This is a genomic window from Flavobacterium sp. (assembly GCF_043720215.1).
Classification (GTDB): domain Bacteria; phylum Bacteroidota; class Bacteroidia; order Flavobacteriales; family Flavobacteriaceae; genus Flavobacterium.
Genome location: NZ_JAYSSZ010000057.1, coordinates 1 through 15,567 on the forward strand (window position 1 = coordinate 1; position 15,567 = coordinate 15,567).

Here is a 15,567-nt window from a genome sequence, read left to right on the forward strand (position 1 = left end):
GCAATATCAGCTGCAAGAGCGGTTGAAAAACAATACCTCGTTTTAAGAAATACCTTAGTTAGAACTGTCCATCCAGTAGACAATATGCCAGCACATACAAGCATGTTACCCCACTTTGTACCTGCACATTCAAACCAAGTTTGCGAAAAAGTTGTATTAAAAATTGTTGTTATAACTTCCTTTTTATCTTCTAAAGATAGATTTTTGTAAGCTGGATATTTATCCTCTACTATTTTTTTTAATTCTACATTTTGAAGTTTTAGTCTTTTAATATCTTGAATAAGTTTTGGGGACATTTTTGTAACATCTCCAATAAAGGCACAAGTTAATTTAATGTTAGAACTATTTGTCATCATAGCTATAAATGATTCATCTACAGACAATTGCTTAATTAGTTCTTCTTTACCATTAATTGATTCAGAAGCATTTGCATTCATCCCAACAAAAAGTAATAACGCGAATAAGAATTTTATATTTTTCATGATTTTTTAATTTAATTATTTATATGATTTAGCATAAACTCCGTCGCTGAAGCGAAAGTTATAAGCATACATTCGTAAACCTTCATTTTTAGCAACTGTGAAACTCCTAGTTGCAGCAGCAGTTGATTGATTTTTATATCTATATAATGTTAGTGTTTTTGCACTTAGATGGTTATTATTCTTTAAATGAACTACATAATCGCTAGAAGTAGTTGTACATGTTGAAAACATATTCTCAAGATTTAAGGATCCGATAACATAATTTGTTTGATTATGAAGTCCTATTAAAACATTAGAAATACCTAATGATGTATCATTAACTGGGTAAACATGAAAATTAAAAAAATAAAACCCAGTACCATAATCAGATAAATAATAAAAAACTAGGTTGTCATCGTGATTAGGTACATATGTTGCTGCTATTCTAGCACTATTAGTACTTTTATCATTACTTTCATTACCTTCATTACCTTCCTCAAAGCGACGGGCAAATTCAATATCATTTTTTTTATATTTCTCAAATTCAGTAGGATTTGTAGAAATTACTACTTTATTTTTAGAGTAATCATAGTGTGTATTCCATGCGTCTTTAGCAGCTACTTTTACAGCATCATAATCATACGTTAATGCACCATTAATAAAATAATTCATGTTTGGTTCAATAACAAAATCGCTTGTGGCAGCAACTGCTTTATCAGCCTGTTTAACGCCCTCATCAACCGCACACGACCACTGTGTAGCAATAATTAGCACAAGTGCTACATATTTTAATTTAAAAATTTTCATACTATTATATTTAATTTTTTTCCTACTCTATTTTGGTTTTTCGGAGTACACCATTGTGTCGTTTTGTTTGCTAATTTTTAAAATATTTAAAAACTAGCGTTGGGTTTGGGAATTTTTTGTGGTTTTTTCATAATTTTAGAGTTTAAGGATTTATATTAATTTTGTTTGTTGTGATAAAGTAGGTAAAGCCTAAAAAGATAAATTTTATACAAAAAAAAAATTTTGACAGTTAACCAAACCTTTAAAAAAATTATTCAAATACGGTTCAGGCTTTACTACTTTATATGTTTATCAAAACATTAACAACTAAACATATCCAAAATTAAAACTCTTCTAAATATTGGAGATTGCGATTATCGATGTAAACTATTGATTATCGACTTTTTGTTATGTTTTCTTTAACAAGTAGGTTATTTGTAGGTGTAATTATTACTAAAGAATTTAGAGAGTGTGCGTCTAATAATTATTCGTAAAAGTTGTGTTGGTATAAATCCCGTAAAAAATAGTAAAAACAAAAACCAATTATAACTGAAACAATTATTGTAAATTTGTGATGTAATAAAATGAATTTATGAAGAACCCAAAATATCAACTAAACGCCGAACAAGAGTTAACAGTTTTTAATTTTATTAGTAATGGACCAAAAGGCAGAATTCCTAAATTAATTGAAATAAAAGAAACCAATTTAAAGGGTTTTTACAATTTAGCATTTGGGGACAAAGATGAAGAAACTGGAAAAATAAATGATTCAATTGTTACAAACAATAATGACACGGAAAAAGTTTTAGCTACAGTAGTTTCTGCTGTTTATGCGTTTACAGATGTAAATCCTGACGCTTGGGTTTACGCAACAGGAAGTACAGAAGCAAGAACAAGATTATACCGAATGGGAATAAATAAATATCTGAATGAAGTAGAAAATGATTTTGAAATTTATGGAGAACTAGGTAATAATTGGTGCGTATTTGACAAAGGCACAGATTTTGAGGGATTTGTAGTTAGAAGAAAAAACGTTTAAATTAAAAATAGTATGACAATAGAAGAATTAAATAAAAGAAAAACTCCGATTGTAGTAATTGACAAATCGTTGGAAAAATACAAAAATATAGTTTTGTTTCCTGAAAAATTAGCAAAAGCTAATGATGTTTTGAAAAGAATTGGATTACCAAAAATTGCTAAATAAAGGATCTATTTGCCAACATAGGTTTGTAGTAACGGCTTGAGCTTGGTTTTTTCCTTGCAAAATAAATGCAAAAACATTAATTTCATTTTGTTCGTTCGTACAAGGGTAATTTAATATAAAAAAAGACCGCTTTACAGCAGTCTTTTAATAAAATATAATTGTTCAAATTTATGCTTTACCAGCAGCAATTAAGTTTAATGCAGAACCAGCTACAAACCAACCAATTTGACTATCATTGTAAGTATGGTTTGCTAAAATAATATCTTTCGATCCATCAGCATGAGCAAATTCTAAGGTTAATGGTTTTCCAGGAGCAAAATCAACTAAATCTGTAAAGTTAATTGTATCGTCTTCTTGAATTTTATCATAATCTGCTTCATTAGCAAAAGTAAGACCTAACATTCCTTGTTTTTTCAAATTTGTTTCGTGAATACGAGCGAATGATTTAACTAAAACAGCTTTTACTCCCAAAAATCTTGGCTCCATTGCTGCATGTTCTCTCGAAGATCCTTCTCCGTAATTTTGATCACCAATAACAACTGAAGAAATTCCAGCCGCTTTATAAGCTCTTGCCACTGCAGGAACTGTATCGTATGCTCCTGTTAATTGATTTTTAACTGAATTTGCTTTTTGGTTAAAAGCATTTTCCGCACCAATTAACATATTATTTGAGATGTTATCTAAATGTCCACGGAAACGCAACCAAGGTCCAGCCATAGAAATATGGTCTGTGGTACATTTTCCAAAAGCTTTAATTAATAACTTGGCACCCATAATATTTTTTCCGTCCCAAGCGGCAAAAGGAGCTAGCAATTGCAAACGATCTGACGTTTCAGAAACTGCAACTTGTACGCCTGAACCATCTTCTGCTGGTGCTTGAAAACCTGCGTCTTCTACATCAAATCCTTTAGATGGTAATTCATCTCCTTTTGGAGGTAATAATTTTACCATTTCTCCTTTATCATTTAATAAAGTGTCGGTCAATGGATTAAAATCTAATCTCCCTGAAATTGCTAATGCAGCAACCATTTCTGGTGAAGTTACAAAAGCGTGTGTATTTGGATTACCATCGGCTCTTTTAGAAAAGTTACGGTTGAAAGAGTGAACGATTGTATTTTTTTCTCCTTTATCTGCTCCTGCTCTATCCCATTGTCCGATACATGGTCCGCAAGCATTTGTAAATACTTTAGTTCCCATTTTTTCGAAAGTGGCGATGATTCCATCTCTTTCGATTGTATAACGAATTTGTTCTGAACCTGGATTGATTCCGAATTCTGCTTTTGGAGAAATTCCATGTGCTACAGCTTGCTCTACTATAGAAGCAGCACGTGACATATCTTCGTAAGAAGAGTTAGTACAAGAACCTATTAATCCCCATTCTACTTTTATTGGCCAGCCATTTGCAGCTGCTTCTTCTTTCATTCTAGAAACTGGCGTTCCTCTATCTGGTGTAAAAGGTCCATTAATATATGGTTCTAATTCAGACAAATTAATTTCGATAACTTGGTCAAAATATTTTGCAGGATCAGCATAAACTGCAGCATCTCCAGTTAAATAATCGGCAACTTTATCGGCAGCATTTACTACGTCTTGACGACCCGTTGCTGCTAAATATCTTCTCATCGAGTCATCGTAACCAAATGTTGAAGTTGTTGCTCCAATTTCGGCACCCATATTACAAATTGTACCTTTTCCAGTACATGACATATTTATTGCACCTTCCCCAAAATATTCGACAACAGCACCGGTTCCACCTTTTACAGTAAGGATGTCTGCTACTCTTAGTATCACATCTTTTGGAGATGACCAACCGCTAAGTTTTCCTGTTAGTTTAACTCCAATTAGTTTAGGAAATTTTAATTCCCATGACATTCCAGACATTACATCTACTGCATCAGCACCACCAACTCCAATGGCTAGCATACCCAAACCACCTGCATTTACAGTATGAGAATCGGTACCAATCATCATTCCACCTGGAAATGCATAATTTTCTAAAACGATTTGGTGAATAATTCCTGATCCTGGTTTCCAAAAACCAATTCCATATTTATTTGAAACAGAAGAAAGAAAATCGAAAACTTCTTTAGATTGAGAATTAGCAAAAGCTAAATCTGTTTTTGCACCATCTTTTGCTTGAATTAAGTGATCGCAATGTACCGTTGTTGGCACAGCAACCTTACTTTTTCCTGCATGCATAAATTGCAATAACGCCATTTGTGCTGTCGCATCTTGACAAGCAACTCTATCTGGAGCAAAATCTACATAATCCTTACCTCTTGTAAAAACACTAGAAGGTGTTCCGTCCCAAAGGTGAGCATATAGAATTTTTTCTGTTAATGTAAGCGGACGACCTACTAACTCTCGTGCTTTATCGACACGAGAAGCCATATTTGCGTACATTTTTTCAATCATTTCAATATCAAAAGCCATAATTTCTATGTTTATTCGGTTATTCTATAAATTTGAGTATTCGTGATGCGAATTTACGAAAACGATGTATTATTAAAAAATATTTAACGGAATATATTAATCGACTGCAATAATTTACGAAAAGTTAGTTTTTGCCTTGTTATTATTATCAAAAATGAATTTTATAGTTATAATATTGAATATTTTGTAAAAGAGGCAAAGGTTCAGAGTTACAAAGTTGCAAAGGTTCAACGTTTTTTTAGCCTTTTAGAAAAAAAACTTGAATCTGAATCTTTGAGCCTTTAAAACTTTGAACCTTTGCACCTCTAAATTCTATCACGCAAGTTCATGATTGGTTTTTCGAAAATGCGATATAAAACATAAGACAACGAAAAAGTAATTCCGAAATAAATAAATAAAATCAAACTCGTTGGTAGTTGCAATTCAAATTTTTGAAGTACATATTTAAAAACAACAACCACAATACTATAATGAATTAAATATACTGCATAAGACGTTTTACTTACAAAACTAACACTCGTAGAAAATACAGATTGTGAAGTTTTCCAAAAAATAAAATACGGCAATGCCAAAAAGAAAATCATTGACGAAAGTGTAAAATAAAAAACCAAAAAATACACAGGACAAGATATAATATCGACACCTAAAACATTTAAAATAACAAATTGTAATACAAATAAATGTGCTGCTAATATTAGAAAATAGACTTTATACTTATCTAAAAAATGACTGTGAAAATGATGTAACCAAGCTAACAAAACACCATAAAGAATTGTATCGAAACGATAAATCACGATAGATTTTAGATTTGTATTCCAGATTTCCATACTTGTAATTTCGCTGTTTTTCATATTAAAATAACGAAGAACATGTGCTAAAAAAATCAATAAAAGAATCGTGTAAAAGAAACTCCATTTTTTAGACAATTGATTTCCAAACTTTAATGCAAAAAACAAACTAAAAGGCAATAATATATAAGTCCATTCTTCGACCGAAAGACTCCATGACTCTGAGAAAAAACCAATCGAATAGGTTTTAAAATTCTGAAAAAAGTAAAAATAGTTGTACCAATATTGAGAAGAATAACCTAACAAAAAAGCTATTCCTAAATTTACTAAAAGTATTAAATAATAATTGGGTAACGTACGAAACCAACGTCTTTTTAGGAAAACAAACACACTTCGTAGCGAAAAATCATCAGCAACAAATTGTCGCAACAAAATGGAACCTATTAGATAACCACTTAATACAAAAAACAGCTCGACACCTGCAAAACCAGACAATCCACTTAAAGAAATTACTAAAGGATTCGAACTATCAATTAAATAATATACATGCGAAAACAAAACCAGTAAAATGGCGAGTGCTCGAATTACATCTAATCCGAAAATTCGTGTGGTATTTTGTTTTTCTAATGCATTCATTTCGTTTATATTTGTTACTTTAAGTCAAAGCTCAAAATTCTTAAAGTCGAAAGTGATTGATGCTTTTGAATTGACTTTATGACATTTGACTTTAAAACTTTAGACTTTTTTATGCTTCTAAAATCAAAGATATACAAATATTTGACATTTGCCTTTTTCCTTTCTAGTATGTTGGGAATTGGCACTTTTTATCTGTTATCTAACCGTCATAAAGCCATCGTAAAAACGCTTTTTCTGCAAAAAACAGGTTTAGTTGATGGCGAATTGACTGTAAATAATGACACCAAAGAATACAAAATGCGCTCACCAACTTTCCTGATTGACGGCATTTATAAATCGATGGAAGGGCCAAAGGCATCAAGATACATCCAACTTAATCAGACCGAAAAATTACTTTGGATTACTGGTTTTAATGTTAAAGCGATTGACGAGAAAACAAACAAACAAATTTCCAATGATTTTGTTTGCCATATGAATGTAGATATAAATGACACACAGTATTACAGCCATTGGCAATTAGAAGATAGAATTGGAAAACAATATCCCAGATTAACATCGTTATCTAATGGATTAGAAAATTTCGATTTCCCGAAAGGTTTTGGGGTTCCAATTATGGGAAATGATTTCTTGAATGTGACCACACAATCATTGAATATAAATATTCCAACTATTTTTAAAACCATAAAACACGAAGTCATTGTAAAATATGAGGATTATAACAAAACTCAGAAACCATTGTTAAGCAAAACAGTATTTATCGAGTTGCCTTATGATAAAAAAAATCCTTACAAATGTCCGTTAGACCCAGCCAGTAACCTATGTATTCCTGTAGAAACCAAAAATCATAGCTATGATGATGGCAAAGGAAACATGTTGTCCGGACATTGGGTAATTCCTACTGGAACGAAGACTTACAGAAGTTCGATAACGACACAATTACAAATTAAAGATAGTTTGCGATTGCATTTTTCGGCACCACACGTTCATCCGTTTGCAACTAATATTAGTATTTTTGACAAAACAACCAACAAGACTATTATTTCTTGTAAAGTAATGAATTACAAAAACAAAATTGGCTTGGCAAAAATAGAACCTTTTAGCTCCCAAACTGGTCTTTGGCTGTACGGAAATCACGAATATGAATTGGTTTTAACTACAAACAATACTTCAAAAATAGACCAAGACATGATGGGAAGTATGTTTTTGTTTTTTTATGATGAGGAGTTGGACGAGAATATTTTGAATTTATTATTTCCTTAAAGTATGAATCACATCCTTTAACTTTTGGTTTTCTTCTTCTAGCGTTGTTATGTATTTTTTCTGATTTTCTAAAAAATATTCAGGAATAGAGTATATGTGATTATTGCCTTGATAATTTCCTGTTGCATTGTCTTTGCAAATAAAAACCATACTATCTTCTTGCTCATAAATTTCCTCAACAGGAGTATCTAAAATTTTAGATAATTTTTCCCATTCACTATTAGAAATTTTTATTTGCCCTTTTTCTCGTCTATTATAATTGGAAACATCTACACACAAAGCTTCAGCCAATTGTTGTTGTGTAAAACCTCTTTTTGTTCTTGCTTGTATAAGTTTAATTTTTTCCATTTTGTAATACGATTTTATTTATTGCGAAAATATGCAAAAAATACGCAAACTGAAAATTAGTTTGCACAAATGCATTATATGACATTTGAAACAATAAAATTATTTCTACATTCGTTTTATTATAATCAAGTGCACATGATTAACAGTAGAAAAGTGTTAGAATGGTTTTTAATTACTAACAAATAAATATTTAAACATGAAAAAACGAAATTCAAGGTTATTTGAAAAATTTGAAGATTCTAAAATTTTAGCAGACACTGCAAAAAACATTACTGCTGGTCTTATGGAAGAACCTACAAGTGCTGATTATACAAGATATGGGGGCAGTACAGATTGTGGTGACGTAGTAGGAACATATCCAGTAACAGAACCATATAAAGATTATGTTATGACATCTTCTATTTTTGACACACAGAATCCTTAAAAATTCATTTAATATTTAAGCAATGAAAATATTTTTTTCATTGCTTAAAACTTTAATTACACTATGAATAAAAAAATCCTTCTACTTTGCTTATTTTTTACAGTAACTGTTATATGTCAGAATAAAAGAGACCATTTTATTCACGATACTATTGTTAATTTGAATGCTAATTTAGCAAACAACTATAACGAAGATAATTTTAATAAATTATTAAATTCTATTGAAAAACTAGAAAAAAACTACAACACGTATGAACCTGAATTTAGGTATCATTTGCTTTTGCAAAATGCTTATAAATTAAATAAAATAGATTTTTTTAAAAATCAACTAAGTATTTTAGTTGAAAAATACGGCTTTGATGTTGCCTATATGTCCGAGAATGAAAGTTATTACAATGCTATAATGAAAGGAGACCTTTCTTTTTGGTTTAAAGAGATGTATTTAGAAAAACATTTTATTTGGTTAAAAAACAATTTTGAAAAACAAATTGATCTAAGAAAACTGAATAGTCTGCATGAAAAAGATCAATTAATTAACACATACTCTCTCTCACTAGATGTAAGAGCTAAACACGATTCAATTCAGCATAAGAAAGACAGAGAATTAATATCTATATATTCTATGAGAAATGCAGGTGAACTTTATACAATTACTCAAAAATACAATGCTATTCCTACTGGCAAAACTTTTGCACTTGTGCAAAACCAATATGCTATCATAGAAAGCCATAATTTACAGTTAGAAGATAATTATGACCGCTATTATATGCTTTTTTTTGAGTATTATAAAAAAGCATATTTAGGGAACGAAATTACTTATACAATTTTTTCCAATTTTGATTTTAATAGTTATGTACATAAAAAAAAGCAAAAATTTGGTTTAATTACTAAACAAAATGTGTTAGAAAGCTACCTTACGGATAAAGACAAAATATGCCCTGATGTAATTCCTATCGAAGATTTAGAATTTAGCAAAAAGATCAAAAAAGAATTTAAATGGTATTAATAATAAGTGATAAAGATGATTTATCGACTCATGAAGTAATAGATTGGTTACGATATTATAAAATACCTTTTTTAAGAATATCAAAAGAGGATAACATAATTTTCAATAAAATATTTCTTGGTAATAATGAAACGGATATAGATTTTTATATTAATCAAAATTTATACAAGCTTACAGACTTTAAAGCATTTTGGTATAGGCGAGGGCATTATAATTTTTTTCTGAAGGAATTAGAAGGAAACACCTCTATTATTAAACAGGCAAATGCTCATTTAAGAACTGAACTTAAAGAATTAGCAGATTATTTTAGAAGTTATGTTGCAGAACGTTCTATAAATAAATATGATGATATTTACTTCAATAAGTTAAAAACCTTAAAGATAGCTGCTAATTTAGGAATAAGGATCCCTGAAAGCATTATAACAAACGAAAAAAAAGAATTGCTAAATTTCTTAAAGAGAAAGAAAAACATTATTACAAAAAACTACTCACAAGGAGTATTTATATTTGGTAAAAACACTACTTTATCAACTCCCACAAGAGAAATAACAAATAATATTGTCGAATCTCTTCCCGATACTTTTGGATATTCTTTATTTAAAGAGCAAATTGAAAAAGTTTTTGAACTAAGGATATTTTATTTATTTGGAAAATTTTATGCTTCGGCTATTTTTTCTCAAAATGACCCAAAGACTCGTGTCGATTTTAGAAATTACAACATTGAAAATCCTAATAGAACGCCACCTTTTAAACTACCAAAAGAAATAGAGAGAAAACTCGAAAGACTTATGAAAGAAGTTTATTTAAATATTGGCTCAATAGATATGCTTGTTAGTAAAACAAATGAGTATGTTTTTTTGGAAATAAATCCAATTGGACAATTTGCACAAGTTTCAAAACCATGTAATTATTACTTGGAAGAATTATTTGCAAAAGAAATTAAAAAAATAATCAAAAATGGAATTAAATAGCATACAAGACATACCAGTTTTTTTGAAATTGGCAAATTTTTCAAAAGAAAAAAGAGACAAAGACGGAAGGTTTTATTTAAAATCCAAACTTTACAATACTGATAAATATCCAAAAGTAAGATATAATAAGCCAATAGTTTTTTAATTTATGATACTATTTTTCTTTAAAGAAACTCCTTTTGTTAGAGGTTATAATAGAACTTGTATATACGATTTACCAAAACATAGATATGATTTTATCCCTAATGACTTTATGGATAAAATTAAAAGCTTTGAGCATTTTGAAAAAGATGTTATATATAATTTATTGGATTCAGATGAAATAGAATGGCTAACATTTTTATTAGATAAAGAATATTGTTTCTTTGCTGATAAAAATTTTATTGATTGCTTTCCAGATATTAATTTAAATTGGAAAAGTTCATCTAAAATAACAAATGCAATTATTGATTTTGATAATTCAAAAGCTAAATTTGATTTTAAAATTTTAGAAAGTTTAAATTGTAAACACATACTAATACGATTTACAAAAAAATTTCCTACAGATTTAATATTATCCCTACTTAATGAAAGTTTAAATAACATTACTTTCAAATCAGTAGATATACAAATTGAAAAAAAAGAGCCTTCAAAATTTTACTTGAGTTTAAAAAAATTAATTATAAAACAAATATCACAGGTAACTAAATTTGACTTAATTAATTCATTTTCAATAAATAAAAATTTAAAATTTAAGCCTAAGTTTGTTTTAGGAATTGATACATTCGCAGAATCACAAAAGCATAATTTATTTTTCAATAAAAAAGCATACTTCACTTCAAATAATTATATAAAAAATGGAATTGAGCCAAATAAAAAATTTCTTCATAAAAACAAATTAGAAGATATTATAAAAATCATCAATCTTAAAAGATTCAAAAACTTGTGGAATGTAAACAAAGACAAAATTGATGTTTGTAAAGATTGTGAATTTAGATATATGTGCGTTGATAATAGGTTGCCTCTGAAAAGAAAAAATGTCGAAGAATATTATTTCGAGAATCCATGTTCATACAATCCATATATTTCATTATGGGATAACCATGAAAATTATTTGTCCTTAAAAGACATCAATATCATATCAAACAATAGTAGTTTCGTTATAAATAATGAATTTATTAGCTCTATAAATGAAAAATTATGGGATTAAGTCCAGAGTTACATTTTCACTTTTTGTTCAATTTTATTTAAATCAAAGGTTTTTATTTATGATACGAAATTGGATTGTAAACTTAAAACAACTTCTTAATAATCATTTCTTCGCTAATTCCTTCGGCATCCGCTTTGTAGTTTTTAATGATTCTGTGGCGCAAAATTCCCGTTGCAACAGCTTGAACATCTTCTATATCTGGAGAGAATTTTCCGTTAAGCGCTGCATTGGTTTTTGCTGCTAATATTAGGTTTTGTGATGCTCTTGGCCCTGCTCCCCAATCTAAATAATTTTTGATAAACTCATTAGACAAAGGATTGTCTGGACGAGTTTTTGAGACTAAAGTCACAGCATATTCTATTACATTATCCGCCACAGGAATCCTTCTAATTAGATGCTGAAAATCGATAATTTCTTGTGCTGTAAATAATGGATTTACTTTTACATCAAAATCGGCAGTAGTACTTTTTACGACTTGTACTTCCTCGGCGAAAGAAGGATAGTCTAATTTTATAGCAAACATAAAACGGTCTAATTGTGCTTCTGGTAAAGGATAAGTTCCTTCTTGTTCGATCGGATTTTGAGTTGCCAACACAAAGAATGGCAAGTTTAATTTATGTTGCTCACCAGCAATAGTAACAGATTTTTCTTGCATGGCTTCTAGTAAAGCAGCTTGTGTTTTTGGTGGCGTTCTATTTATTTCGTCGGCAAGGATTATATTAGAAAAAATTGGTCCTTTTAGAAATTTAAAATTCCTGTTTTCGTCGAGTATTTCACTTCCTAAGATATCAGAAGGCATTAAATCTGGCGTAAACTGAATACGTTTAAAATCTAATCCCAAAGCTTGCGCAATGGTATTTACCATTAAGGTTTTTGCTAATCCAGGAACACCTACTAATAAAGCGTGACCTCCAGAAAAAATACTTAATACGATTTGGTTTACCACATCGTCTTGACCTACAATTATTTTAGCGATTTCTTGTTTGAGTTCTTTTTGTTTTTGAACTAGATTTTGAATGGCAGCAACATCAGACATGTTAATTATGAATTATAAATTATGAATTACGAATGTAAGTAAAATTTATAATTATTCAATATCCATACTTAAGTAATAACCCGTGTTAGAAAATGAAAACAATCATATATAATTACTTCGTGTTTCGTAATGACAGATTTGAACGTCCCGAAACTTATAGTGAGGCGGCAAATAAGATGAAAAGAAAGGAAAATATTTTGCTCCTAAACAACAATCCAACTCCTATTTAAAATATGTATTTAACTCCAAATTGAAATACATTAGTATAAAATTTATCTTGAAAAAAAACATTATACGAGCCTTTCAGATAAGCATATTTTAAAAAATTATATTCTAAGTTACCTTTCAAGTTAATGAAATTTGAAGTGTAACTATCAAAATAATACCCTCCAATAACTGATCCTTTAATTTTAGCCTCTTCTTTTCCTATATTTAAATCTATACCGCCTCCGCCATAGAATCTATTTTTGAATAAATAAACTGGCGTACTCATCACTTCATTTTCAATATTTGAGAAAGAAAGTGCTCCTTCAATAAACGGAAGGGTTTTAAACATTTTTTCTCTGTTGCGAGGTGCTTTTAATTTCGTATTGAGATTTGTTCCAAAAACTCCAATTTTATCATAGTAATTTGCTTCAAAATAAGATTCTATTTCTAATAAATTATAAAACTTGTTATAATATGAATTTAATTGTATTTCGTAAACATTTTGATCATACGCGGTTTTGAAATTTACTGGTTTATAATTAGCCTCCAAACTAAACGTTCCTCTTTTTGGACTAATCGTATAGCCTAGTTTTGCGTTATAAAAAAGTTTTGAATTTTCATCATACTCAAGTCCTGCTCCATAATAATATGAAAAATCTTTTTTTAATTTGTTAGGTTTTTTCTTAAACTTATAATGAATTCCATAAACAGTATTGGATTGATTTTCATTAACACCTAATTCATTTATCTTAAACCCAAACAAATCTTTATGTGAGATTGAATAGGAATGCAAATTCTTTTTCTTGTCAAAGTCGTTATATGAAACTAAATTTTGAAAACTGGTTTTGTCTTTTACAAAAGTTTCTAATGTAGACTTTGTTTCTGCATAATCCCCATACATTTTTTTAAGCTTATCTTTTATAATTTCTTTACTTTCCTCTGTTAAGAAATCTGATGGTTCTTTCAATATGACTTCTTGAATTTCTTCATCGACATAAACAATTTCTTTATTTAAAAATTCTTTTAATTCTGCTCTTATTTCTTCATCTTTTATATTTTGAGCAATATCCCAAGCTTCTTTAAATTTTCCTAAAGCGTGATAAATCGAAACCATTTTTGCCATAACAGAATAATCATCTGAATTTTTCTTCATATATTTTTGATATTCTTCTTCTAACTCGGCATATTGTTTTAATTCATACATCCAAGATAATTTTGTATCGAAACCTATTAGATCGGAATATTCAGACCAATTAATTGCGTTTTGATAATCGCCCTGATTATTAACATAAGCCCAACAAATATCAGACACTAATTGATCATTAAAGAAAGATTGACTTGGATTTATTAATTTTAACTCATCAAATCCTTTGTCTTTATCATAGAGCAAAAGATGGGAAATATAAGCTTCTTGATTGGAACATATAGGCTCTAACAGATGAATTTTATTTAGCACGTCACCTATTTCTTTATACTCTTTAGTCGAAATAATTATTTGTAAATATTTTTTTAATATTTTTAAATCATCTGGATTCCACTTGTACTGTAACTCAATCCAATGTTTTTGCAAATCATTTGAAGAGTATCCTAGAATTCTAGAAAGCTCGAAAGAATAATTTACATTATGTTGGGAAGGGTGTTTTTTGCAATGTTTGTCTAAAAGTTGCCAAACATCATCTCCTTTTTCTTCCCAAGAAGCATAATAGGCATATTTATTCCATATTTTTGGGTCAATTATACTATCGCTTAACATAATTTCTAGCAATTTTTTCTTTTCATCTTCTAACCTTTTTTTGAATTCATCTTCTGAATACTTTGAGTCAATTCCGGTTATATATTTTCTTTGGTCGTCAGAGAACTTAACAAAATCCTGCGCTATTGTTTTATATTCGCCATCGGAAATACCTATATTATCCCTAGTAAAAGTTAGATTATTACTTGCCGTTAAATTGACTAATTTTCCTCCAAAAAAATCACTTTGACTGAAGGTTTTTGACTGTTTATCTATTTCGTCTTTATTAGCTCCCGAAACAGATTCGAAATAAACAAACCACGTTACAGGTTTATTTTTTTCAAATAAATTAGTTTCTTCTCTAACTGTATAACTATCCTGAGTTTCAAAATGCCCATATCTTGATGCTCTCCAATCTATTACAATAGGCACAGCATCTTTTGCAGTAAGGAAACGACTATTAGGATAATTTATCTTATAATTGCTGACAAACTTACTAAATGCTCCATAAAGAGATTTTTTCTTCTTTTTCCAACCTAAATTATACTTATTCCTAGATTCATAATCGTATTTATACTTTTCATTATTATTCGCCTTAATTTGATAGACGTCATCTGGATGCACGAAATGATTCCAAATACCCGTGTATAAAAAAGTTGAGTATATATCGTATGCATCGGTTTCATCAAGATAAAAACCACTTGAAATTCGTGGATAATCGAAAAGATTTTTATGATATGGATCAAAATCAAACTCTCTATTCGAACCTAATTTACTATTCCCTATATACAAACTACTCATATATTTTAGGGAATTAAAACTGTTCTTCAAATTTTTTATTCCATATTCATCGATTTGATTTGATGGCGGAACGTAGGTAATAGGATAATCCCCAAATTCACTAACTATCCATTTCTTTTTAACCGCTTTAAAAGCTAAAGCGATCTGCAAAGTATCTTTCCATTCGCTTTTCAATAAAGATATATGATTGTACCCATGAAAGCCTGGCTCATGTCCTTTTTTGATTAAATCTTTAACTAAAAAACTTGTGGTTGTGTACTTTTTTTTACGAACTTTTGCTTTTGCA

The 15,567-nt window shown here is 29.4% G+C and carries 15 protein-coding genes; 8 read left to right on the plus strand and 7 right to left on the minus strand.

Annotation, left to right across the window (positions count from 1 at the left end):
* On the minus strand, positions 1-482 hold a 482-nt coding region (locus tag ACHZC3_RS02465), incomplete at its 3' end, for a hypothetical protein (RefSeq protein WP_394758292.1).
* Between the two features lie 15 nt (positions 483-497).
* Positions 498-1,235, minus strand: a complete 738-nt coding sequence (locus ACHZC3_RS02470; protein ID WP_394758293.1) for a hypothetical protein — start codon at positions 1,233-1,235, stop codon at positions 498-500.
* Positions 1,236-1,839: 604 nt separating this feature from the next.
* Here ACHZC3_RS02470 and ACHZC3_RS02475 point away from each other — a divergent pair.
* Positions 1,840-2,286, plus strand: coding sequence for a DUF6934 family protein (locus ACHZC3_RS02475; RefSeq protein WP_394758294.1), 447 nt, complete (start codon positions 1,840-1,842; stop codon positions 2,284-2,286).
* 12 nt (positions 2,287-2,298) lie between these two features.
* Positions 2,299-2,451 (plus strand): hypothetical protein, encoded by a 153-nt coding sequence (locus ACHZC3_RS02480; protein WP_394758295.1) that lies wholly within the window; start codon positions 2,299-2,301, stop codon positions 2,449-2,451.
* Between the two features lie 168 nt (positions 2,452-2,619).
* Here ACHZC3_RS02480 and ACHZC3_RS02485 read toward each other — a convergent pair whose 3' ends face one another.
* Positions 2,620-4,884 carry an aconitate hydratase gene (locus ACHZC3_RS02485; RefSeq protein WP_394758296.1) on the minus strand — a complete coding sequence of 755 codons (2,265 nt, stop codon included), beginning with the start codon at positions 4,882-4,884 and terminating at the stop codon, positions 2,620-2,622.
* 305 nt (positions 4,885-5,189) lie between these two features.
* Entirely contained in the window at positions 5,190-6,308 is a 1,119-nt protein-coding gene (locus ACHZC3_RS02490) for an acyltransferase family protein (RefSeq protein WP_394758297.1), read from the minus strand.
* 111 nt (positions 6,309-6,419) lie between these two features.
* Between ACHZC3_RS02490 and ACHZC3_RS02495 the strand changes: the two genes are divergently transcribed.
* Positions 6,420-7,568: a hypothetical protein gene (locus ACHZC3_RS02495; protein ID WP_394758298.1), complete on the plus strand. Its 1,149-nt coding sequence runs from the start codon at positions 6,420-6,422 to the stop codon at positions 7,566-7,568.
* Here the strand turns inward: ACHZC3_RS02495 and ACHZC3_RS02500 are convergent.
* Positions 7,557-7,916 (minus strand): helix-turn-helix transcriptional regulator, encoded by a 360-nt coding sequence (locus tag ACHZC3_RS02500; RefSeq protein WP_394758299.1) that lies wholly within the window; start codon positions 7,914-7,916, stop codon positions 7,557-7,559. The genes ACHZC3_RS02495 and ACHZC3_RS02500 overlap by 12 nt on opposite strands.
* Positions 7,917-8,112: 196 nt before the next feature.
* On the opposite strand from ACHZC3_RS02500, the gene ACHZC3_RS02505 reads away from it, so the two are divergent.
* From ACHZC3_RS02505 to ACHZC3_RS02520, 4 genes are all read left to right on the plus strand, one after another.
* Entirely contained in the window at positions 8,113-8,340 is a 228-nt protein-coding gene (locus ACHZC3_RS02505; protein ID WP_394758300.1) for a hypothetical protein, read from the plus strand.
* A 63-nt stretch (positions 8,341-8,403) separates the two neighbouring features.
* Positions 8,404-9,345: a hypothetical protein gene (locus tag ACHZC3_RS02510; RefSeq protein ID WP_394758301.1), complete on the plus strand. Its 942-nt coding sequence runs from the start codon at positions 8,404-8,406 to the stop codon at positions 9,343-9,345.
* On the plus strand, positions 9,336-10,316 hold the full coding sequence (gene gwsG / locus ACHZC3_RS02515) for a grasp-with-spasm system ATP-grasp peptide maturase (RefSeq protein ID WP_394758302.1): 981 nt from the start codon (positions 9,336-9,338) through the stop codon (positions 10,314-10,316). Before ACHZC3_RS02510 ends, gwsG begins: the two co-directional genes overlap by 10 nt.
* A 253-nt stretch (positions 10,317-10,569) precedes the next feature.
* A complete protein-coding gene (locus ACHZC3_RS02520) occupies positions 10,570-11,505 on the plus strand; it encodes a hypothetical protein (RefSeq protein ID WP_394758303.1) in 936 nt (311 codons plus the stop codon).
* Between the two features lie 82 nt (positions 11,506-11,587).
* Here the strand turns inward: ACHZC3_RS02520 and ACHZC3_RS02525 are convergent, their stop codons facing one another.
* Positions 11,588-12,541, minus strand: a complete 954-nt coding sequence (locus ACHZC3_RS02525) for an AAA family ATPase (protein WP_394758304.1) — start codon at positions 12,539-12,541, stop codon at positions 11,588-11,590.
* Between the two features lie 92 nt (positions 12,542-12,633).
* On the opposite strand from ACHZC3_RS02525, the gene ACHZC3_RS02530 reads away from it, so the two are divergent.
* Positions 12,634-12,771, plus strand: a complete 138-nt coding sequence (locus ACHZC3_RS02530; protein ID WP_394758305.1) for a hypothetical protein — start codon at positions 12,634-12,636, stop codon at positions 12,769-12,771.
* On the opposite strand, the gene ACHZC3_RS02535 is transcribed toward ACHZC3_RS02530, so the two are convergent.
* The coding region (locus ACHZC3_RS02535) for a DUF2194 domain-containing protein (protein WP_394758306.1) at positions 12,768-15,567 on the minus strand (2,800 nt) is incomplete at its 5' end. The genes ACHZC3_RS02530 and ACHZC3_RS02535 overlap by 4 nt on opposite strands.